The organism is Halostagnicola kamekurae, from assembly GCF_900116205.1.
Lineage (GTDB): Archaea > Halobacteriota > Halobacteria > Halobacteriales > Natrialbaceae > Halostagnicola > Halostagnicola kamekurae.
The window spans coordinates 535233-557986 of sequence record NZ_FOZS01000001.1; the positions used below are offsets into that span (position 1 = coordinate 535233).

Annotated in this window: 16 protein-coding genes; 8 read left to right on the top strand and 8 right to left on the bottom strand. The window is 63.8% G+C overall.

Annotated features, from left to right (window positions below; all coding sequences use genetic code 11):
* Nucleotides 1-169: 169 nt before the first annotated feature.
* Together BM348_RS20510 and BM348_RS02670 are read right to left on the bottom strand one after the other, a co-directional pair.
* Complete coding sequence (locus tag BM348_RS20510; protein WP_139231129.1) at nt 170-724, bottom strand: hypothetical protein; 555 nt, start codon at nt 722-724, stop codon at nt 170-172.
* Between the two features lie 149 nt (nt 725-873).
* Entirely contained in the window at nt 874-1155 is a 282-nt protein-coding gene (locus BM348_RS02670) for a hypothetical protein (RefSeq protein ID WP_092901587.1), read from the bottom strand.
* A gap of 257 nt (nt 1156-1412) precedes the next feature.
* Here BM348_RS02670 and BM348_RS02675 point away from each other — a divergent pair, with 257 nt between their 5' ends.
* Together BM348_RS02675 and BM348_RS02680 are read left to right on the top strand one after the other, a co-directional pair.
* The gene (locus BM348_RS02675; RefSeq protein WP_092901590.1) at nt 1413-1820 is read left to right on the top strand and encodes a VOC family protein; all 408 of its coding nucleotides are present in this window, start codon (nt 1413-1415) and stop codon (nt 1818-1820) included.
* A 138-nt stretch (nt 1821-1958) separates the two neighbouring features.
* Nucleotides 1959-2345: a hypothetical protein gene (locus tag BM348_RS02680; RefSeq protein ID WP_092901593.1), complete on the top strand. Its 387-nt coding sequence runs from the start codon at nt 1959-1961 to the stop codon at nt 2343-2345.
* Nucleotides 2346-2455: 110 nt separating this feature from the next.
* Here BM348_RS02680 and BM348_RS21065 read toward each other — a convergent pair whose 3' ends face one another.
* A complete protein-coding gene (locus BM348_RS21065; RefSeq protein WP_175507086.1) occupies nt 2456-2611 on the bottom strand; it encodes a hypothetical protein in 156 nt (51 codons plus the stop codon).
* 145 nt (nt 2612-2756) lie between these two features.
* Nucleotides 2757-3170: a CBS domain-containing protein gene (locus tag BM348_RS02685; RefSeq protein WP_092901596.1), complete on the bottom strand. Its 414-nt coding sequence runs from the start codon at nt 3168-3170 to the stop codon at nt 2757-2759.
* A 201-nt stretch (nt 3171-3371) separates the two neighbouring features.
* Between BM348_RS02685 and BM348_RS02690 the strand changes: the two genes are divergently transcribed.
* The 3 genes from BM348_RS02690 to BM348_RS02700 are packed head-to-tail and all read left to right on the top strand — an operon-like array spanning nt 3372 to nt 10471.
* Entirely contained in the window at nt 3372-5732 is a 2361-nt protein-coding gene (locus BM348_RS02690) for a hypothetical protein (protein ID WP_092901599.1), read from the top strand.
* The gene (locus BM348_RS02695; RefSeq protein ID WP_092901602.1) at nt 5725-6750 is read left to right on the top strand and encodes a PD-(D/E)XK nuclease family protein; all 1026 of its coding nucleotides are present in this window, start codon (nt 5725-5727) and stop codon (nt 6748-6750) included. The genes BM348_RS02690 and BM348_RS02695 overlap by 8 nt, the downstream gene beginning before the upstream one ends.
* Entirely contained in the window at nt 6743-10471 is a 3729-nt protein-coding gene (locus BM348_RS02700) for an ATP-dependent helicase (RefSeq protein WP_092901605.1), read from the top strand. The genes BM348_RS02695 and BM348_RS02700 overlap by 8 nt, the downstream gene beginning before the upstream one ends.
* 60 nt (nt 10472-10531) lie before the next feature.
* Here BM348_RS02700 and BM348_RS02705 read toward each other — a convergent pair whose 3' ends face one another.
* Both BM348_RS02705 and BM348_RS02715 read right to left on the bottom strand, forming a co-directional pair.
* A complete protein-coding gene (locus BM348_RS02705) occupies nt 10532-11503 on the bottom strand; it encodes a quinone oxidoreductase family protein (protein ID WP_092901608.1) in 972 nt (323 codons plus the stop codon).
* A gap of 158 nt (nt 11504-11661) precedes the next feature.
* Entirely contained in the window at nt 11662-13689 is a 2028-nt protein-coding gene (locus BM348_RS02715; protein WP_449272236.1) for an alpha-amylase domain-containing protein, read from the bottom strand.
* A 234-nt stretch (nt 13690-13923) separates the two neighbouring features.
* On the opposite strand from BM348_RS02715, the gene BM348_RS02720 reads away from it, so the two are divergent.
* The 3 genes from BM348_RS02720 (at nt 13924) to gltB (ending at nt 20752) form a co-directional block, all read left to right on the top strand.
* Nucleotides 13924-14316 carry a hypothetical protein gene (locus BM348_RS02720; RefSeq protein WP_092901611.1) on the top strand — a complete coding sequence of 131 codons (393 nt, stop codon included), beginning with the start codon at nt 13924-13926 and terminating at the stop codon, nt 14314-14316.
* A gap of 105 nt (nt 14317-14421) precedes the next feature.
* On the top strand, nt 14422-15909 hold the full coding sequence (gene proS, locus BM348_RS02725) for a proline--tRNA ligase (protein WP_092901614.1): 1488 nt from the start codon (nt 14422-14424) through the stop codon (nt 15907-15909).
* Between the two features lie 289 nt (nt 15910-16198).
* Nucleotides 16199-20752: a glutamate synthase large subunit gene (gene gltB, locus BM348_RS02730; RefSeq protein ID WP_092901617.1), complete on the top strand. Its 4554-nt coding sequence runs from the start codon at nt 16199-16201 to the stop codon at nt 20750-20752.
* A 402-nt stretch (nt 20753-21154) separates the two neighbouring features.
* On the opposite strand, the gene BM348_RS02735 is transcribed toward gltB, so the two are convergent.
* Nucleotides 21155-22018: an SDR family oxidoreductase gene (locus tag BM348_RS02735; RefSeq protein WP_092901621.1), complete on the bottom strand. Its 864-nt coding sequence runs from the start codon at nt 22016-22018 to the stop codon at nt 21155-21157.
* Between the two features lie 116 nt (nt 22019-22134).
* Nucleotides 22135-22746, bottom strand: coding sequence for a VOC family protein (locus tag BM348_RS02740; RefSeq protein ID WP_050050202.1), 612 nt, complete (start codon nt 22744-22746; stop codon nt 22135-22137).
* Nucleotides 22747-22754: the final 8 nt, after the last annotated feature.

The window sequence follows — 22754 nt, forward strand, 5'->3', positions numbered from 1 at the left end:
TAATATATAATGGCACATGGCGGTCCTTCACCTTCCTGAGTTTCATAGTGACAAGTTCATCACTACTTGGGGGCGGCAAGTCCGTTTGAAGGAATTAAAAATCTCGAAATAGTTGAGCTGGACATCGATTTGCATTGGATCAATCTAATTGATAAATTCTTATCTAATTTCAGACCATTAGGCATGGTGGGAGGTCTGTTACCCAAAATGCAACTCGAATATTCCAGAATAGATGTGTCAATACTGCCAAAACAACTGCTATAGTGAGAATAATGTAATCCTGTAGTTGGCCTTCTTTTCCTGCGATTCGAAACACTCCGATCCCAATCAGTAATCCGTTAACTGTATGCATTAGGATTGGTGCCAATTCAATAAAACTAAGAGACTGATCACCAAGTGATTTGCTGGCCCATTCAAGTGCGCCAACCGTCAAACCACCAACTAATCCGTATTGGTAGCGTTGAGAAATCAAGTTCTCTGTCCATTCGTACCTTCTTGCCAACCAAACGATGAAAACCGCAGGAAGATATTTGGAGATGATTGGTTCTTGGATAGCCGCCAAAACGGGCTGAATACAGATTCTAAGAGCATTAAAGGATACTGATGGAAATAATATTGGGAGTAAGTATAAGAGTGTTACATTAACCGCTGTCATTCCAACTGCACCGACTGCAAACGGCAAAGCAACTTTAGATATAACATCAAACAAATCATCAGGGTCCATCGTTTGAGTATAACTCCATAAGAGAAAACAAAAGTTAGAACTACTTATCATTTGGTCGCTAGTTATTCCATTACGAACGTAGCGAAATCTCGTCTTCTTTTGGCTCCAATCTCTCTATTTTAACAACTTTCTCAAGCATAGCCTGACAACTACCTATCCACCTTGAGATCCGGGTGCACCCATTCCAAATAGTACTGATGGTGGGAGAGCCAGTCCTCGAGATTCCGGCCGGTCCAGACAGTGCCGATTTTGGGGAGGCGGCCATCGACGGCGACCTCGTGGATGGCGAGTTCGTTGCCCGAAACCGACGAGCGTCGTTCGTGGAGTAACACCTCGTTCCCGCGACGACGGAATTCGACGACCTGATAGCCGGCGTCTGTGTTTTCGCGCGAGTTCCTGAGTGATGCGCTCGGTGTCGCCTCCGGTTGCATCGCTCGAGGTGTCGTCGAAGTTCGTTCTAAAGCGACTCGCCGGTACACGCTGGTGTCTGTGCCATGGATGAGGCGACGGATCGAAGGGAGGTATCCTCGAGGGCTCGGTTTCCGTTTCCGATTCGCCGGCGACGAACGCGGTCGGTTGACGACGGCTCGATAGAGAGGGCATTCGACGACCTTTCGACTGCAGCGTCGATCCTATATCCGATTCGAACGCGTGGAATCCGACGGGAAAATCCCCGGAGAAACACACAATGGCACACGTCATCAACTGGTTCGAGATTCCGAGTACCGACTTCGACAGGGCGGTCGACTTTTACGCGACCGTCCTCGATCGCGAGATCGACGTCCACTCGCCGGATGACGAACCCGGCGAACGGGCGGGCATGTTTCACGTCGAGGACGGCGAAGTCGGCGGAATGATCGTCGAGAGCGGCGAGTATACCGGCGAGAGCGGTGAGTCGATCGCCTACGAACCGAACGACAGCGGGCCGCTCGTCTACCTGACCGTCGAGGACGATCTGGACGACGTCCTCGATCGAGTCGACTCGAGCGGTGGCGAGACAGTCCTCCCGAAGGAGTCGATTCCGGAGATGCAGAGCCACTTCGCGGTCATCACCGACTCCGAGGGGAATCGGGTAGGGCTCACTTCCACCGAATAGGCTCGAGGGGGCTGCGCTCGAACCCGTCTGTAAACCGCCGAATATGGAGTTTTAGTCGGGTATCGGTCGTCGAAATCGCCGATCCCTCACAGTTCACTGGCCAGAAACCTTCTTGTGGCGATAGACGAACAATCAGGTATGGCGACAGATACCGCAGGGCCGCCGCTCGAGAAAATCGGCTACCGACGCTCTATCTTGGCGCTCGGGGCGTTCTGGGGAGCGGTTCCCGCGCTCAGCTTTGGCGTGTCGGATTTCGTCCCGTCGTCGACGGATGGGACGATGCTCGTCATTGGTGCGCTCATGACCGTCTCGCTCGGGATCTTGTACGAACTGGACAGTCGAACGCTCGCCCAGTACGGGACGGGCGTCCCGCTCGCGTGGTCCTACGCGCTCGTTGCACCGCTTTCGTTTCTCCTGGTTCCACCGATCGGTGTGCTCGCGATCCTTTGCGGTCCGCCACTCTCGGCACTGCTCTACGTGTACCAGCGCGGTCGATACGCCTCACGAACGGCTTTCGCTCCGTAAGGCAACTGTGCCGGCCGCGTTTCTGGGCAGGCCGCGTAACTGACTCGGTACCGGCCGGAGACGATCGTTGGATGGCTCTCACAGAAAAGCAGATAGGGGGTCGATTCTCGCTATAGCGTGCGCTGGAAATCCGTCGTCTCACACTTGCTGCACTCGTTAGTGCCGTTTTCGACGATTCCGGCGTACGGCGACAGGACCATCATGAGGTCGTCGCCGCAGTTCCCACAGACGCCCGATATCTTGGTTACCCCTGGATAGAGATCCATGGTCATGTGGTCTCTTACCATCGTCCATGATAAATCTTCCCACGTCGATCGAGGCGGTGTGCTCTGAACGAAGCCGGCGCTACAGCGTCCTCATGAATCGAGAATTCGGTTGCCGTCCCCGTTCGCCTCGAGCTCTGTCCCGTGTTTAGGCCGCTTCGCCGGGACTCGGGGTCTCGACGTTCGAGAGATACGCCGCGAGATCGGAGGACGTGATGATCCCGATGACGCCCTCGTCGTCGTTGACCACCGGGACGTGGTGGAAGCCGTGTTCGACCATGACGTCTGCGACTTCCCGAATGCTGTCCTGAGCAGAGGCCGTGATGACGTCCGTCGTCATGTACCGCGAGACCGACGTTTCGGCTTTCGGGTAGCTCTCGGCGACGATTGTGATGAAGTCCGTGGAGGTGAGAATCCCCTCGAGTTGGTTCTGGTCGTTGACAACGACGACCGAGCCGATCTCGTTCTCGAGCATCTCCTGTCCGGCCTGCTCGACCAGCGTGTCGGGACTGACGGTGTGCAGCGTCGTGGACATCAGTCTCGCGACGAAAATATCGTCCATACAGGCATGTTATGCGTGAACACTATAATGTGTGTCGGAGCCGGATCGATCCGCCGACGAACCCACGGCGTTCGAAAGTCGTTGCTGGCAGCGCGCAGACGGCGACGCTGTCGGTGAGTCCCATCGGGTCAGATCGGACGATAGTCTCGCGTACGTGTGTTTAAGTACGAGACGGCCACATAGTCGAGACTGTACGAATCGATGACCGGAACCGCCCACCGCCTCGAGGGGACGCTCAAGGTCCTGCCGACGCTTCGAAGCGACATCCTCGAGATCGTCGCCGCCGAATACGGCGCGCTCTGTGCGGAGTACGGCGCGGAAAACGTCCTCGTCGTCAAGCGCCACCCCGCCGGACTCGAGCGCGTTCGCGAGGCGCTGGCCGGCGAGGGCGCGGTTGGTAGCCTAACGACGGATGGGAACGCGACCGATACCCCAACTCCGGATGGGGACGCGACACCCTCGGACGAGAACGCGACGGCCGCCGCTCCTCACTCCCCCCGTCTCGAATCCCTGCCCGAACACGCCTCGAAAGTGCTCGAGGAGTACGACCCGACGCTCGATCGCCTCGAGTACGAAGAACGGATCGAACTCATCTCGCTGGTGATCGACGGCGCGAGCCGAGATATTCCCCCGTACCTCGAGCGGGCGGCCGACCACGAGAGCTTCGCCCGCGATGTCGGGCAACTGCTGCTCGAGGCGACGAGACAGCGACTCTCGCTCGCCGACGGTGCTGAACCCCCTTCTTCCGAGACGGCTCTCCAGTCCGGGGAGCTCCACGACTGTCTCGAGTTCCTCTACGCGATGAACGACAGGTTTCACGAGGAACTGGCGGCGCGAGGGTACGTCGAACGAGCGGATGTCGTTCCACAGGCTGTCGATTTGCTCGAGGCCGACGAAGACGGCGTTCGGACCCGCGTCACCGCCTCCTTCGACGCGGTGTTGGCCCTCGAGTTCGAGGAGTTCCGCCGTCTCGACCGGCAGTACCTCGCGGCGCTCTCGGAGGACGCGACGCTGGTCTGTCTGGGCGAACCCCACGCGAGCACCGAGCGAACGCGCGTCGAACCTGGCTCGCTCTCCGATATCGCGGACGGCCTCGCGATCGAATCCGTCGATGAGGCCCCGTTCGACGCCGATCCGGATCGTCCGACCGACGCGTTACCTCCGCACCGACGGATAACGGAATTCCTCGCGACCGGACGGACGGCGGATTCGGACGCTACCGACGCCGAACCCGGCACCGCGCGACGCATCCGGACCCGAACGCGACGCGAGCAGGTCGAGGCGGTCGCGACGGAGATCCAGTCCCTCCTCGATCGTCGCGACGACCTTCGATACGACGACGTGGCGGTCGCCGTCCCCCGCATCGAACGGGTGCCCGAAACGCGGACACGACTTCGGGAGGCGTCCGTCCCGACCGCCACCCTCGGTGTCCCCTCGCTCGCGGAGGATCCGGCAGTCAACGAACTCTACGCGTTCGTCACCCTCCAGTCGGCCCGCGAGTCAGGGACCCTTTCCGACATTCGTCGCGGTCCGGACTCGGCCCGGGCACGCGACGCTCGAGCGAACGACCCGAAAGCCGTCGCGTCCGATCGTCTCGAGGCCCGAGTCGACGACTTTTCTATCGAACTCCTCGAGGCGTGTGACGGGCCGAGCGTCGCGCGCTCGATCGAACGCTGGCTCACCCGGACGGACCTGAAAGGCCGAATCGCTCGCGATGAGGAGTGGGTCGACGCCAGAGAGCAGTTCGCCGGCGTTCGTCGCGTGCGCGAGATCGCCCGCTTCGTCGAGACGACCGACCTCGTCGGGCCGGACTGGGCGGGAGTCCGTCGCATGCTCGAGCGGACCATCAGGTACGACGCGCCACACGTCCACACGGTCGACGCCCAGGCGCCGACCGGCGGGGTGACGGTCTGTGCGATCGACGACCTCGCCTACGACCCACACGCCGTCGTCTTCGTGCTCGATCTGATCGAGCGAAACTACCCCGGCGACCCCTCGCTCACGAACCTGTTTCCGACGGCCTGGCTCCGGGAGATGACCCACTATCCGGCGGTCACGGATCCCGATCCGGCGGCGCTCGAGCGGACCTTCGAACCGATAACCGACGGCGAGTCCGTCGCGGACCCTTTCGAGACGTATCACGCCCAGCGCGCCCGGCGACGGCTGGCGGTCGGCACCCGCGCGGCGACCGAGCGACTGTACTGCTGTTCGTACGAACGCGATTCGGGCGGACTCCGCCGAACCCACGAGCAATCGCGGTACCTGCAGTTCCTCGAGCAGGCCCCCAACTGTTCGCTCGAGGACGTCGACGTAACGGGCCGGAACGCGGAAATCTACGGCGAATCGAACGCGCTCGAGGCGGTGCTCGAACAGCCCCACGGCGAACTGGATCGCATTCTCAGGGAGGCGAGCACCGGCGGCGGCGCGGACCTCGCCGAAACCGAGGCGCTGTTCGAAGAGATCGCCGTCCTCCTCGAGGAAGGCGAGGTCGACGAGGAACTCGCCGAGGCGGTCGTCTCCCAGTTCGAGTTCGCCGCGGGGGAGGTGAGCCGGCGTGAGTGAGCGAACGCTTTCGGTCGACGCGCTCGAGACGTATCTGCGCTGTCCGCGCCGCTACGCGTTCGCCCACGTCGACGAAGTCCGTCGCCCGACGGCCGATTCCGACTCGAGCGACCGCGTCGATCTGGCTCGCCGCGCGATCTGTGACGGCCTGCGAACGGGCGAACTCGAGCGTGACTCCCTCGAGGAAGCAATGTTCGAGCGACTCGCGACGCTCTGGAGCGAACACGACGAGCGCTTTCACTCGCTGGCACAGCGCCGGTTCGAACGCCGAGTGCTCGAGGCGACCGTCCGGGCGTACGTCGAGGCTGTCGGGACGACCCACGCGGCGGGGATCGACGAGCTTCGATCGACGAGCACCGCCGGCGAACTGATCGGCCCGGCGCTCTCGCTGTCGTCGACGGTCTCGATTTCGGCCGACGAGGCGGCGACGACCCGATCGATCACCCTCGAGTCCTCGGTCGATTATGTCGTCCCCGACGGCGCCTCGCTCGTCGGCGTTCGGTTCGTCCCAACGGTCGACTCGCTCGGACTCCTGCGATATCGGTCGGACTGGGAGGGCGACGTCGCCGAACTGTTTGCGGATCACTTCGATCCGGACGACCCGACTTTCGAACCGGGTCCAGTGGGGACGTTGCTCGAGACCGCCGCCGTTCTCGACGGCCTCCGGGAGCTGTGCGATCGTCTTGGACTCGAGGGCCGAACCTGTCGATACGTCCTGATCCCGCTCGCGGATCGCTCTCGAAACTCGGTCAATTGGGTCAGCGAAACCGTCGAGACGAGCGTCGAAGCGATCGACCTGACCGACGTCTTTCTCGACCACCACACGTTCGGTATGACACACGAACACCGGAACGAAACGGTCGAGCAACGGCTCGCGAGCGTCGTCGCCGATCTCGTTTCCGAGCGCCGCGAGCCCGCGAGCGGGTGGGATCAGATCGAAACCAACTCGTGTCCGGACTGCGCCTACGCGGTCTGTTGTCCGCGATATATCTCTCGGAGGGTGGGATTCGATGGCTGATCGATCCGACTCGGCGAGAGACGAACCGCTCGAGCCGAAGGGCAATCAGCGGCGGGTCATCGAGAGCGAGAGCGCGTCGATCTCCGTCGACGCGGGCGCCGGAACCGGGAAGACGACGACGATGCTCATGCGGATCGAGCGGGCGATCGATACCGGGGCGGTCGACCCCGAGGACGTGTTGGTGCTCACCTTCGCGAACGAGGCCGCCTCGAGCATTCGCGAAGCGGTCTCAGAACGGCTCGACCCGGACGCTGCGGCGGCGATCGACGTCTACACCTACCACTCGTTCTGTTACGAGTTGGTCCGGGAGTACGCCTACTATCTCGGGCTCTCACCGGAGTTCGAGGTCGTGACCGAACGAAAGCGACGGCGGATCGTCGGCCGACTCCTCGCCGAAACGGAGTACGATTTCGCGGCCGCTCCCGCTCGCGGCGACGGTTCGCCGGCGGACCTCGCGGACGCCATCGACTGGTTCATCGCGACGATGAGCCAGGAGGATATCGACCCCGACGCGCTCGCGTCGCGACTGCCGTCGGTTCGAACCCTCGAGCTGTGTACCGAGTTCGTCCTCTGGCTCGAGGAGACGGCCTCCGAGGAGTTCTCCTTCGACAACGAGGCGTTTCGGTACTTCAACGACCCCGAGCACCTCGAGGCCGCCCGCGAGTCGCTGGTCGAGTACGGCAAGCTGGTCGGCTTCTGTCGGGAGAAGATCGCGGAAGCGCCGAGCGAGTTTCGGACCGACCCGGTCGTCGATACGATCGACGCGTACCTGCGGGCGCTCCAGACGTGCGTGACCAACACGCTCGAAACGATCTCGCTTGAGGAGCCGACGACGAAACACCTGCCGCGAGCGCTGTTCGGGAACGAGATCTGGGGCGACTCGACGGGTCGACTCGAGCAGACGCCGTTCGGCCGGTTGAAACACTACGTCGAGTTCCTGCGACTCGCGCGCCACTACACCGACGTCTACGCGGATTACAGGGAGCGGTTAGCGCGCGACGACGCCGTCGACTTCGACGAACTCGTTCGGACGGCGACGGGCTTGCTCACCGAAACCGACTCCGTGGCCGACGAGATCGCGAACCGCTGGAACCACGTCTACTGCGACGAGTTCCAGGACACCGACGAGACGCAGTTCAGGCTCATTCGAGCGCTCACCGAGGGCGAAAATCGGCCAGATCTGCTCGCTATCGGCGACAAGGATCAGGCGATCTACGGCTGGCGAGGCACCGACCGCGAGGGCCTCGACCGCCTCGCGAACACCGGCGACGAGTTCGAGTCGATCGAACTCGAGTTGAACTTTCGCTCGCGCCAGGAGATCCTCGACCTGACGAACAACTGTTCGTACGGGCCACAGGAGTCGAAGACGCTTCGGGAGAACGACCGGACCCCCGGCGAGTACGACGAGGTAGATCCGCCCCACCGACTGCTGAAAGTCGAGAGCGACGAACTGCCCTGGTCGACGCCCGAGCAGGTGGCCAAAGCGACCGCCCGGCTGCTCAACGGCCGCCTCGAGAACGTCCCGCGGCGCTCGCTCGAGGACGTCGCGATCATCGTTCGGACGAACCGGCAGGCCCAGGCGGTCGCCGACGAACTCGAGAGTCGGCGGATCCCCTTCGCCGTCTCCGGCTCGCCGCGAGGCGAGATCCACCCCGGGATACAGACCGTGCTCTCGTACCTCCGGGTGCTCGTCGACCGAGAGGCCGATGCCCACCTCTGGCGCGTGTTGCTCTTCCGCTATCGAGTCCCCGAATCGGACCTCGAGACGCTCGCGCGCCGGAGCGACTCGCTGTACGACGCGCTGTTCGACTGTGACCTCGAGACCGGTGCGGCGGCCGACCCGACCGGCGACGATGAGCCTCCGGTCGAGGCCGTCGACAGGCTCGCGCGGGCCCGCGACCACCTCGAGGCGCTCGAGTCGATTCGCGACGTCTATCCGCTCTCGGAGTTCGTTCGACGCTTCCGGGAGCGGACGAACCTCGAGTGGTTCCTGACCGCGGCGGAACGCACCGAACTCGAGCGACTCGAGCGCTTCGTCGAGGGATACGACGGCGATTCGGTGCTGACGTCGCTCACGTCGCGGTTCGTCGACGCTCTCGAACGCACGCTCCGCGCGAGCGAGTCGTCGCTCGACCGCGGCGCTCGCTCGAGCGACCGGGTCGACGTGATGACCGTCCACCAGGCGAAGGGCCTCCAGTTCGACACCGTCCTCGTCCCCTTCCTCTCTGACGAGGAGTGGTGCGTCGACGGCGATTACGCTCGCCGCAACCGGTACCGACTCCTCGAGGCGACGCTCGACGACGAGGTCGACTCGCCGCTGCTCGCCAACCTCGCTGCGGAACCGCTAGGTGAGGAATGGCGCGTACTCCACGTCGCGCTGACTCGAGCCGAGAACCACCTGCTCGTGTTCGGCTCGGAGTACGACTACGACGGCGACGAGACGCAGGTGTCGGTCTCGGACGCCGAATCCTGTCTCGCCGACGATATCGAGTGGTCCGCGGCGGGAAAGCGAATGGACCTCTGGTCGACGATCACCGAGAGCTTCGATACCGTCCGCGAGCGGTATCCGGAGACCGTCGTCGACTGGACGGACGCGCTCGAGACGAGTGCGCACGCGAATCCGGGCACGATCACGTACTATCAGGACTACGACGACCGGCGGGTCGAACCGCTCGAGACGAGGGCGGCGATCGAGCGGGTCCACCACCTCGGTCGACTGCTCCGCGATGGGCAGTTGCTCCCGGCCGCCGACGCCGCGAGCAGTGCGAGAGTCGGCGACGACTTCGAGGTGCCGACGGCCCGTCAGGCGAGTTCGCTGACGACGGAAACGGTCCGGTTCCCCGTCGAGACCCTCTCGTCGCTCTCGGAGCTCGAGGCGACGATGCGTCACAGTTACTCCGCGCTGGCGACCCACGAGACCTGCGCTCGAAAACACTATCTCGATCACGTCGTGCAAGCGCCCGCCGATCCCGTTCGACCGGCCGAGAGCGACCCCGAGACCGCGCCGCCAGATTCACAGAAAGCAGCGGAGACCCGGGCCGACGGCCGTCTCGTCGGATCGGTCTTCCACGCCGTCGCCGAGGAGGCGTTCCACCGCGGCTACGACACCCGAGAGGAGTGGCACGACGCGGCCAGCAGGCGGCTCGCGGCGCGAAACGCCCTCGAGCACCGCGAGGCACTCTCGGCGTGTATCGACCGTTATTTCGAGGCCGAAGCCGCGGCGGTCGAGGAACCGATCGCCGACTGGGAGACGGTCGCTGCCGAACTGCCGTTCGTCCTCGAGGACGTCTCCGGAGTCGCCGGCGACGTCGTCGGTTACGTCGATTCGATCAAGCGAACCCCCGCGGGCGGGCTGGTCGTCCTCGATTACAAGGCGACCGCCGACCGGATCGATCCGGCCGAGGCCGTCCAGCTTTCCGTCTACGCTCGAGCCTGCGAGCGTACGTTCGACGAACCGATCGCTGGAGTCGGGTACGTCTACGTCGGTGACGTGGATGAGCCGCGGGTCGAACTCCTCGAGCCGGCGGAGCGCCCCGACTGGTCGGCGGTCCGCGAGTCGCTCGCGTCGATCGACGAGCCGACGTTCGCCGAGACGACGCCGGGGCCGCACTGTCAGTACTGTCCGCACCGCTCGCTCGGGTGCGGTCCCGACGGGGACGCGACCGCAGAGGGCAAGGACGAGCCCTCGATCGAAGCGGACGGCGGGCAAACCGGGCAGTGAACCGTCGATGGACCGGCGTTCTCACGATAAAAATAGTCTCGAGACGGCGCTCGAGCCTCGCTACGGCTTCAGGACGATTTTTCCCGAGCTCTTTCGGTCCTCGATGTACTGGTGGGCCTCGGCCGCGTCCTCGAGCGCGAACGACTCGCCGAGGACGACCTCGAGCTCGCCGGATTGCAGTCCCTCGGTGAGTTCCGGGACGGCCTGCATGATCCTGCTCGGATCGTGGGCGGCGGCCTGTCCGAGGTGGAACCCGCGGACGCTCTTGTTCTCGAAGAGGAGTCGTCGGTTCTCCGCCTCGGCCGGAACGCCGCTCGCCACGCCGTAGGTGACGAGTCGGCCGAAGTGCGCGAGCGCGTCGAGACTGCGGTCGAACACGTCGTCGCCGACGCTCTCGAGGACGAGGTCGACGCCCTCGTCGTCGGTCGCGTCCGCGATCGGCTCCCGGAAGTCGACCTCCGTGTACTGGATCGGGTGGTCACAGCCCAGGTCCGCCGCGAGCTCGAGTTTCTCCTGCGTGCTCGCGGTCCCGAAGACCTCGGCACCGGCCCGGGAGGCGAGTTGCACCGCGGCGGTACCGACGCCGCCCGCCGCGGCCTGTATCAGGACCGATTCGCCCGCCTCCAGGTCGCCCCACTCGAACAGACAGGCGTGGGCGGTGAGAAACTGAACGGGGAACCCGGCGGCTTCCTCGAAGCTCATTCCATCCGGAATCGGGAACAGCATCTGAGCGTTCGCGATCGCGTACTCGGCGTAGCCGCCGGTTTCGAGCATCGCGACGACGCGGTCGCCCTCCTCGAGATCGACGCCCTCACCAACCTCGTCGATCGTTCCCGCGGCCTCCATGCCGGGCGTGTACGGCGCGTCCGGTCCGCCGGGGTAGACGCCGCGGCGTTGCATGATGTCCGCGAAGTTGATCCCGGCGGCTTCGATTTCGATTCGAACCTCGCCCGGACCCGGTTCGGGTGTTTCGACGTCGACGACCTCGAGTGCGTCGCTCTCTCCGTACGCTGGGACCTCGATAGCTCGCATACGATCTCGTTCGACACACAACCGCATAAAAGCGCGAGAACCGGGAGGAACCGGTCGACCGTTTTCGAGAGTCGCGCCGGGCGGTCACCAGTGCGGCCTCGGTCGATCGTCCTCAAGCGAGACCAGCGGTCGCTCGAAGCTGCGATCGGAGCGGTCGATCAGTCGTCGTCCGCCCAGCCCTGATGGGACGGCTCGAGGTCGGTGTGATCGTGATTGTCGCCGCGCTCCCAGACGTCGCCGGTCTCGCCCGACGGGCCGCGGCGAGTCTTCCACTCGAACTCGCCGGGATCGGCGATGGTGACTTCCCAGACGTTACCCTCCGACCAGGTGCCTTCGATGCCGCCACCCCAGTCGGTGAGTTCGTCGGTGCTTCCCGTAAAGTAGACCGACTGGCCGTATCCGACGTCGACCGTCGTCCGAAGCGTCAGGTCGCCGCCGTCGGCTTCGCTTCCGACGAGGAGCGTGGCGGTGTCGGAGTCGTCGGGGATGGCGACCTTGAGGTCGTATTCGCCGTCGTCGAGATCGGCCGTTCCGAGTTCGAATTCGACTGCTGTCGACGATTCGGTGTCGAGGTCGACGCTCTGTGTCGCCTCCTCGGTTCCGTCGACTGCGAGCGTCACGTCCGCGGTGAGCGGTTCGTCTCCGGCGCTGGCTGTGACGCCGATGTCGACGGATTCGGCCTCGTCGACGGTATACTCGAGCGAGTCGAACGAAACGCCACGCTCTGCGGGGATCGAATCCGCGTCTTCGACGTACATGACGTATCCCTCGGCCGGGATTTCGACGGTGATCTTGCCGCTCGAGTCGACCTCGATATCGTCGCCGGTCCCGGTGGCGTCGACGAGGACAGTGTTGGCCCAGGACGAGTCGACCGCCACCGACCTGGGCTGACCGCCTTTGTTGATCCCAGTGAGGAGGTTCCCCTCCCGTTCGAAGACGTAGTGGTCGATTCCCACGTCGCGGTCGATGACCTCGCCGTGGGCGAACTCCTTCGAGATCGTAACGAGCGTGGACAGCTCCTCGTCCTCGAGTTCGTGGTACTCCTCGGGACCCGACCGGTAGAGCATCGGCATGCCGGCGTACGCGAGGATGAACGCCTCCGCGAGTTCGACCGCGCGACCTTCGGGGACGGTCTGGGCGTCGTCGGTCGGCTGGACCCCCGGACCGACGGCGTCGTGGTTCTGGACGAACGTGACCGCGACGCTTGGGTCCCGATGGGCGACGCCCGGGGCGGCGTTCTGGGAGAGGTTCTCCATGCTGCCGTTCTCGAACGCGTCGGAGATAGCCGCGTGAAGCGGGAAGTCGAAGACTGTCATACCAGTGTCGGCCCACTCGAGCAAACGGTCGATATCGCTTTCTTCCCAGACCTCCGCAACGCGCCAGAGGTCGAGGTCGTCTGCCAGCGGATTGACGTTCTCCGCAAAATACCACGGCCAGACGTGTGCGGCCGCGTCGTAGCGCAGGCCGTCGGCGCCCAGACTCGCGATCTTCTCGATGTAGGCCTCGTGGGCCGACTGGACCTCGGGATGCTCGATGTCCAGCGAGGGGAGGCCGAGCAGATCACACTCGTAGTTCGCCGCCTCGCCGTCTACCCGACAGTCGTCGCCGAGCGTTCCGTTGTTATGGAAGTGTTCGTTCTCGTCGAACTGCGGCCAGTCGATCCGTCCGTCTGGCCCCACCGGATCGGCCATGTGGTTGAGAACGGTGTCGACGATGACCTCGATATCGTGCTCGTGAGCGGTCTCGATCAGCGACTCGAGTTCGTCTTCCGTTCCGAGCGAGGAGTCGAAGTTCCGCAGATCGACCGGCTGGTAGCCGATCGGTGGGTGAGGATCGCGGTGTCCGTAGGGGCCGACCTCGTCGTAGAATCCCATCGTCCCGTCGTAGGTGAGGTCGTTCCAGTCCAGTTTCATCTCGGCCGGCTGCTGGACCCAGATGGCGTCGAATCCCGAATCGGCGACATCGGGGATTCGGGATTCGATTTCGGTCCACTCGCGATGAAACATCTGCAAGGCGACGGTGTCCTCGTCGGCTTCGGGTCCGTCGGGCAGCGCCTTTACGCCCGTCGCGCCGAACGTGGCTCCCGAGAGCGCGAGCGTTCCGAGCGCCGCGCTCGCTTTCATAACGGTTCGCCGGTCGATACTTGGCTCCTGTGCTACCCTGCTTTGCCTGTGGTTATTTCCCATGGCAACAGACCTCCATAACATGAGAAGTAATAATACATAATGATTTTAACGACAGTTCGAAACGCCATCATTATAGGAATTGACATGTCTCGAGCGAATCGAACCGGCGAGTTTTCTAATTTATCGGGAAAAACGTGCGCGTCCCTGGCTAATGGTTAAGTACCGATGGTCAGAACTCGTGTCTATGCTCCTCCACACACGAAATCAGTTCTCAAAATCGGCAGCAGAAACCGCATGAACGAACGACACAACCGACGACTCAGCGGCGTCGTCGGCGCGTTTTTGCTTCTCGTTAGCGGCGGCGGCATCGTCCTGCTCGGAACCGGCGGTCTCGAGGAACCGATATTTCTCGTGCAGGTAGCGTTGCTCGGGCTGGCCGGCGTGTTCGACATCGTGGCAGCGACCGATACGGGCTTGACCGACCGCTGGGCGTGGTATCGGTGGAGCGGTGCCGGAAACGTCCTGCTCGGGCTATCGCTCCCGCTTGGATTCGCCGGGAGCGACAGCCTCCTTTTCCTTCTCCTGACCGTCGTCGGCGGGGTCTCGCTGGCGGCGATGGGGATCGACATGCTCGCCTTCCACGGGAAGTACACCCGCGGCGAGCGACTCGACCGCAACTCGAGTTGACTACCGGCCGTGAACGACCGGTACTCCCGGGCAGTCCGTAGCGGGTCGCGAACCGGCGTCCGGCCTTCGCATGGTTTAAGCCCGCGCTACCTGAGAGATGAACCAATGAGCGACGAGAGTCAGGAACTCGGGATCACCGAGTCGAAATCGCACAAGCCCGGCGAGTGGTACGCCGAAGTCGTCCAGAAGGCGGGGATCGCAGACTACGCGCCGATGGGCGGCTTCATCGTCACGAAACCGCGAGGCTACGCCCTCTGGGAACGCCTGCAGGACGAACTCGACGGCCGGTTCAAAGAGACCGGCGTCGACAACGTCTACTTCCCGATGTTCATCCCCGAGTCCTTCCTGGAGCGGGAGAAAGACATCGTCGAAGGGTTCGATCCCGAAGTCGCGTGGGTCACCCACGGCGGCCACGACGAACTCGAGGAGCGCCTGGCGGTTCGACCGACCAGCGAGTCGATCATCGCGCCGTTCATGGCCGACTGGACCCGCAGCCACCGCGACCTGCCGCTGCGGCTCAACCAGTGGTGTTCGGTCGTGCGCTGGGAGGCCACGGAGACGAAGCCGTTCTTCCGGACGAAGGAGTTCATGTGGCAGGAAGGCCACACAGCACACGCGAGCGACGAGGGCGCGTGGAACGAGGTCTGGACTCGGCTCGGACAGTACGAAGAACTCTACGAAGATTTCCTCGCGATTCCGGTGCTTCGCGGGAAAAAGCCCGAACACGACAAGTTCCCCGGCGCGGACACGACGACGACCGTCGAGGCGCTGATGCCCGACGGCAAGTCGGTTCAGGGCGGCACCAGCCACCACCTCGGCCAGTCGTTCGCGGAGGCCTTCGATATCACCTTCGTCGACGAGGACGAGGACGAGCAGACGGCCTACACCACGTCGTGGGGGCTCTCTTGGCGCGCACTCGGCGCACTCATCATGACCCACTCGGACGATCAGGGACTCGTGCTCCCGCCGACGGTCGCACCGACGCAGGCCGTCATCGTCCCGATATGGCAGGAGGACACGAAAGAGAAGGTCCTCGAGTACGCCGAGGAAATCGCGGCGGACCTCGAGGAAGCGGGGGTTCGCGTCGAACTCGACGACCGGGACGAACGCAATCCCGGCTTCAAGTTCAACGAACACGAACTCAACGGCGTGCCGCTACGCCTCGAAATTGGCCCCAACGAGGTCGACGACGAGGAGGTCACGCTGGTGCACCGACCCGACAACGAGAACGTCGTCGCGGACCGCTCGGGGCTGGTCGAGTCCGTCGAATCGAACCTCGAGACGGTCTACGACAAGCTCTATGCGGCCGCCGAGGAAACGCTCGAGGAAAACGTTCGCGAGGCCGACAGCCCCGAGGAGATCATGGGGACGATCGGCAAGCACGGCGGTTACGTGCGGGTCCCGTGGTGTGGCGATCAGGCCTGCGAGGAAGCCATCAAGGAGAAAGTCTCCGCAGAGATCGTAATGCAGCCGTTAGCCGAGGAGGGCGGGGAGACGACGGGCGTTCCCGAAGCGCCCAACGACGATGACGCCGAGTGTGCCGTCTGTGGCGAACCGGCGGACGAAATCGCCTACTTCGCGAAGTCGTACTAGCTGACGCCGTTTCGGGAAGCGCTTTGAAGCGCGCCAGGGCGACCATCGATTCTATCTGCCATCAATTACCGGACCTAATGGATTAGCCCCCACATCCTTATCGGTGGCAACTAATCACGTATCGTGGTGTTCGCTCTCCCGAGCGACCACTACGTGCCTCTGACACTTCTGTGCCTGATTGCCGTGATTAACCGCTAGAAAATAACACCTTATATTCCCTTGTATGGGTTTATAATACATTTAGTCATTATGGGTCAGCCTCTTATGGACGACGCTCACAAGGGAAGCTATGCCACAGCCACACGACTTATCTTCCTCCGGTCGTTCACAGGGGCTCGCAGACCCCGCGGACGAGCGGTCGAACTGCGGTGTCGGCGTCGTAATGGACCTCGACGGGGCTGTCGACCACGACGTCGTCGCCGACGGACTCGAACTACTCGTCAACCTCGAACATCGCGGAACCACCGGCGCTGAGGAAAACACCGGTGACGGGGCCGGTATCATGCTGCAGCGGCCGGACGCGTTTTTCGACGCCGTTCTCGACGCGGATCTCCCGGATACCTACGCCGTCGGCTCGCTCTTTTTGCCCCAGGACGACGACGCTCGAGCGTCCCTGATCGACCTTGCCGAATCGATCGTTGCCGACTACGACCTTGAGGTCCTCGAGTGGCGGTCGGTTCCGACGAACAACGATGGACTTGGCGAAACGGCCGTGGAATCGGAGCCGGACGTCTGGCAGGTCGCCGTTGCTCCGAAGGACGATATTTCCGACGAGGACTTCGATCGGCGACTCTACGTCGCGCGACGCGCCCTCGAGAACTCCGTCGAAGCGGCCGACATCGAGAACAAAGAACGCTTCTACGTCTGCTCGCTCGACTCGGACACCATCGTCTACAAGGGGCTGTTGAAGGGCGAACAGGTCGAATCGTACTACCCGGATCTTTCCGACGAACGCGTTAAATCGAACTTCGCGATGGTCCACGAGCGGTTCTCGACGAACACGCTCGGCGCGTGGCACCTCGCCCACCCCTACCGGAACATCATCCACAACGGGGAGTTCAACACGATCCAGGGCAACATCAACTGGATGCGAGCCCGCGAGACCGACATCGAGAGCGAGGTTCTGGAGGATCTCGAGGCGGTCAAACCCATCATCGACGACCCCGAGCAATCGGACACGGCGAGCGTCGACAACGCGCTGGAGCTTCTCATGCAGGGCGGGCGCGACCTCGAGCATGCACTCCGGATGCTCGTTCCCGAAGCCTGGCGCGGCGACGAACACATGGACGACGACCGCAAGGACTTCTACGACTTCCACGCCTCGCTCGTCGAACCGTGGGACGGGCCCGCGCTCGTCGCCGCGACCGACGGCGAACGCGTCGGCGCAGTTCTCGACCGAAACGGCCTCCGCCCGTGTCGGTACGACGTGACCACCGACAATCGCCTGATCATGGCCAGCGAGGCCGGCGCGCTCGAGACCAATCCGGACGAAATCGCCGAACGCGGCCGCCTCCAGCCTGGACAGCTGTTCCTCGCCGACCCAGAAGAAGGGCGAGTCATCCCCGACGAGGAGGTATTCGACGACCTCGTCGACGACCGCTACGGCGAGTGGGTCGACCGGGAGCAGGTCTCACTCGAGGACATCGTCTCGACGAACGACCGGACCCCACAACAGCGCGTTTCGAACCTGCGAGACTTTCAGGCGGCCTTCGGTTACACCCACGACGAACTCGAGAACCTGATCGAGCCGATGACCAAGAAGGGCAAGGATCCGGTCGGTTCGATGGGCGACGACACGCCGCTATCGGTGCTCACCGAGTTCAACCGACCGCTGTTTTCGTACTTCAAACAGCTCTTCGCACAGGTCACGAACCCGCCGCTTGACTACATCCGCGAGGAACTCGTGACGAGTCTGGAGAGTCGACTCGGCTTCCAGCGGAACCTGCTCGACGAGTCGCCCGAGCACGCCCGCCAGCTCGTGCTCGACTCGCCGATCCTGACCGACGCCGAACTCGAGTCGGTCCGAACGTGCGGGGCGAACGGCCTCTCGGCGACGACGATCGACATCACCTACGAACCCGACGGCGACGAGTCGGGGGCGGCCCTCGAGGCCGCGATCGAACGCGTTCGCGCCGATACCGTCGAAGCGATCGAGGACGGTGCGGACATTGTCGTCCTCTCCGACCGCGACGTCGACGCCGATTCGGCCGCGATCCCGAGCCTGCTCGCGACGGGCGCGGTTCACCACCACCTCGTGCGAAACGGCCTGCGCAACCACGTCGGACTCGTCGTCGAGTCCGCGGACCCCCGCACCGTCCACCACTTCGCGACGCTGGTCGGCTACGGCGCGGGCGCGGTCAACCCGTATCTCGCCTACCAGACCATCGAGGACATTACGGCCGGTCCCGACGGCGCGGACACCGACGTGGCGATCGACGCCTACGTCGGGGCGCTCGAGGACGGCCTGTTGAAGATCATGGCCAAGATGGGCATCTCGACCGTCGAGAGCTACCAGGGGGCCCAGATCTTCGAAGCGGTCGGCCTCGACTCGGACCTCGTCGCGGAGTACTTCGAGGGCACCGAGAACCGCACGGAGGGGATCGGCCTCGCCGAAATCGAAGCCGACGTTCGCGAACGCCACGAGACGGCCTTCGGCGACGACGAGGAATCGAAACTCGACCGCCAAGGTGAGTTCGAGCACCGCTCGAACGGCATCCACCACCAGTGGAACCCAGAAACCGTCGGCGCGCTCCAGCAGTCGGTCCGCTCGAACGACTACGAGCGGTATCAGGACTTCGCCGAGCTGATCAACGACCAGCAGACCGAACTCCAGACGCTTCGTGGCCTGCTCGAGTTCGACTCCGATCGCGACCCCGTTCCGATCGAAGACGTCGAACCGATCAAGGACATCGTCGAGCGGTTCTCGACGGCCGCGATGAGCCTCGGCAGCCTCTCGCCGGAGGCCCACGAAAACAACTCAATCGCGATGAATCGGATCGGCGGCAAGTCGAACTCAGGCGAGGGCGGCGAACCGCCTGAACGGTTCGGCACCGAACGCGAGTGCAACGTAAAGCAGGTCGCGTCCGGCCGGTTCGGCGTCACCTCGACGTACCTCTCGAGTGCGGACGAACTCCAGATCAAGATGGCCCAGGGCTCGAAACCCGGCGAGGGCGGGCACCTCCCCGGCGCAAAGGTCAACGAGATGATCGCCCACGTCCGCAAGTCGACGCCCGGCGTTGGGCTCATCTCCCCGCCGCCGCTACACGACATCTACTCGATCGAGGACCTGAAACAGCTCATCTTCGATCTGAAAGCCGCCAACGAGGACGCCGACATCAACGTCAAACTCGTCTCCGAAGCGGGGATCGGCACGGTCGCCGCCGGCGTCGCGAAGGCGAACGCCGACGTGGTCCACATTTCGGGTCACTCGGGCGGCACCGGAGCGTCGCCGCGAACGTCGATCAAGAGCGCCGGGCTCCCCTGGGAACTCGGCCTCGCCGAAGCCAACCAGATGCTCCGCGAGACGGGACTGCGCGATCGGATTCGCGTCTCGACCGACGGCGGGATGAAGACCGGCCGCGACGTCGCCGTCGCCGCGCTGTTGGGCGCCGAGGAGTACATCTTCGGCACCGGGTCGCTGGTCACCAGCGGCTGCGTGATGGCCCGCCAGTGTCACAAGAACACCTGCCCGGTCGGCGTCGCCACCCAGCGCGAGGACCTTCGGAAGCGCTTCCCCGGCGAACCCGAGCACGTCATCAACTACATGACGTTCATCGCCCAGGAGCTACGCGAGATCATGGCCGAACTCGGCTTCGAGACGGTCGACGAGATGATTGGCCGCGTCGAGGTACTCGAGCAACGAACCGACGTCGAGCACCCGAAAGCCCGAAACCTCGACCTCTCGGCCGTCCTCGCGAACCCGGACGGCGACGTTCGCCGAAAGATCCGCGAGCAGGACCACGAACTCGAGGAGCAACTCGATCGCAAACTCATCGACGCGGGCGAGCAGGCGATCGAGGAGCAGACCCCGGTGACGCTGTCGACCGACGTGTCGAACGTCGACCGGGCCGTCGGCGCGATGCTCTCGAACCGGGTTACCGACCGCTACGGTGAGGCGGGACTACCCGAAGACACACTGACCGTAGACCTCGAGGGAACAGCCGGACAGAGCTTCGGCGCCTTCCTCGCCAGCGGCGTCTCGATGCACCTCCACGGCGGCGCGAACGATTACGTCGGAAAGGGCCTCTCCGGCGGGAAGCTGACGATCCGGACCCCCGAATCCGCGGCCTACGATCCGGCCGAGAACGTCGCCATCGGCAACGTCGCGCTGTACGGCGCGACCGGCGGCGAACTCTACGTCAACGGCGTCGCGGGCGAGCGATTCGCCGTGCGAAACTCCGCGGCCAAGGCGGTCGTCGAAGGCGTCGGCGACCACGGCTGCGAGTACATGACCGGCGGCGTCGTCGCCGTGTTAGGCGAGACGGGCACGAACTTCGCCGCGGGGATGTCCGGCGGCGTCGCCTACGTCTACGACCCTGATGAGGAGTTCGACGACCGCGTGAACACCGGCATGGTGACCCTCCACGACGATCTCGAGGAGAAAGACGAGGCCATGCTCCGCCGCCTCGTCGAGAACCACGTCGCCTACACCGGCTCCGATCGCGGCCAGGAACTGCTCGACGAGTGGGAGCGCGCCCTCGAGTCGTTCGTGAAGGTCATGCCCGACGCCTACCACGAGGCGATCACCGAGGACGGCCGCGACGACGTTCGCGCCGAACTCCCGGCCACGCCCGAGAGTCCCGCCGAAGCGGAGTCGCCGGGCTACGCGGCCAGCGACGACTGAGGATCGTTCGACTCGTCTCGAGACGCACGCTCGTACAACTCGTTGCTCGTTATTTGTTCGTCGTACTGCTCGCTCGTTCGTCGGTTAAACGCTCGAGAGCAGCCCGATCGCTCGTCGGACCACTCGAGTCGCCGAACGTCTTGTCTCGATCCCTCGTTCGTGCACTCGCGTATCCAACTTCGCGTATTCGACTAGCCGGGGAAGATACTGACGGTGTCCCGCTCGCACGAAACACGAGGAGACCTCGCCCTCCCCAGCCGCTTCGTTCGCTCACTCTGTCGCTCACTCATCCCTCGCGCGATTTCGAGCCGCGATTCACGTTCGTTCATCGCGGCTCAGCGCACGCCGCCGCAGGTAATCTCTGTTTCCGTACGACAGCGCGTCGATGTCCGCCGGGGAGGGTTACGCCGATCGAGTGAACTCGGGATCGAACATCTGCGCCGACATCGGCGCTGGATCACCCTCGGTGAGGTTGTACTCCGAAAAGTCCTCGAGGCCGGCCTCCCGAAGCAACTCCTCGTCGTAGACGGCGTTGCCGGTGTACTCGGCGGGATCTCGAGCGAGGATCTCGAGGACGGTGTCGGCGACGATGTCGGGCGTCCGCCAGTCGTCTTCGGTGCCGAGTCCGAAGTACCGCGTCGCTCGGGTGTCGATCGCGGTGACCGGCCAGAAGGCGTTACAGCCGACGTCGTGGTTTCCGAGTTCGCTCGCCAGCGAGAGCGTCAGGAAGGTCATGCCGAGTTTCGACCAGGCGTACGGTGCCTCGCCCGGTGCTCGGTCCACCGTAACGGGCGGCGCGTTGGTCAACAGCCACGAGTCCTCGACCTCCTTCAGATGATCGAGGAAGGCTCGGGAGGTGAGGTGGGTCCCGCGGACGTTCACGTCGGTCAGCAGGTCGAAGCGGTTCGCGGGGAGGTCCTCGACGTTCGCGATCTGGATCGCGCTCGCGTTGTTGATGACGATGTTGACCTCGCCGAACTCGTCGATGGCGCGCTCGGCGGCGGCCTCGACTTCGCGTTCCTCGCGGACGTTCACCTGAATCGGCAGGGCGTCGACGCCTCGGTCTCGAGCCTCGCGGGCGGTTTGCTCGATGGTGCCCTCGAGGTCGCGGTCGTCTGCGTCGTCGTCTTCCTCGCTCGTCTTGCCGGTCGAGACGACGTTACACCCTTGCTCGGCGAGCGCGAGCGCGATCGCCTTGCCGATTCCGCGCGTCGTTCCCGTGATAAACGCCGTCTGTCCCGATAGGTCGGGTTTCTCGAGTGCCATGGCCGACTATTCGGCCCCGCGGCAATAAAACTTCAACCCGGTGGAAAATTGTCACGGGGTGGCCGGTGCGGAAGCACCCCCCCGAGGTGATCGGCGCTGCGTGCCGGGCCGCCGACTCAGATCCCCGCGCCCGTCGGCGCGTCCGGCAGGTCCGCGGGTTCGGCGTCGAGGCCCAGTTCCTCGAGCGCGGCGGCGAGGTGCCTGTCTTCGGCGAACTCCGAGCCGTCTTCCTCGCGGATTCGCTGGGTCGTCGCGAGCACTTCCCCGCGGCGGTCGTCCGGGATCTCGTACTTGTCCGCCGAAAGCTCGATGGTGAGGCCGTTGTGATCGCGGGTGTACAGCGAGTGGAAGATGCCCCGGTCGAACTCGTTGTAGCCGTATCGCGACTCCTCTAGGGCGTCGCGGATCTCGACGAACTCCTCGGCGTCGATCGAAAACGAGAGGTGATGAACCGAGCCGACCTGATTGCGCAGCGGGCGGTGGTCCGACTGGCGGTCGTCGGTCACGAAGAAGGTGATGATCCGACCGTCGCCCGTATCGAAAAAGAGGTGCGTGGAGTTCGGATCGTCGAGGTTCGGTTGTCTGAGCACCAGCGGCATGCCCAGCAGGTCCCGGTAGTACTCGATGGTGTCCTCCTCGTTGCTTCCGATGAGCGTGATGTGGTCGGTGCCGGTGACGCTGATCGGGCTATCCGGCGGCGTCGCGGTAATTTCGGGTTCGTCGGTCATCGTTCGGT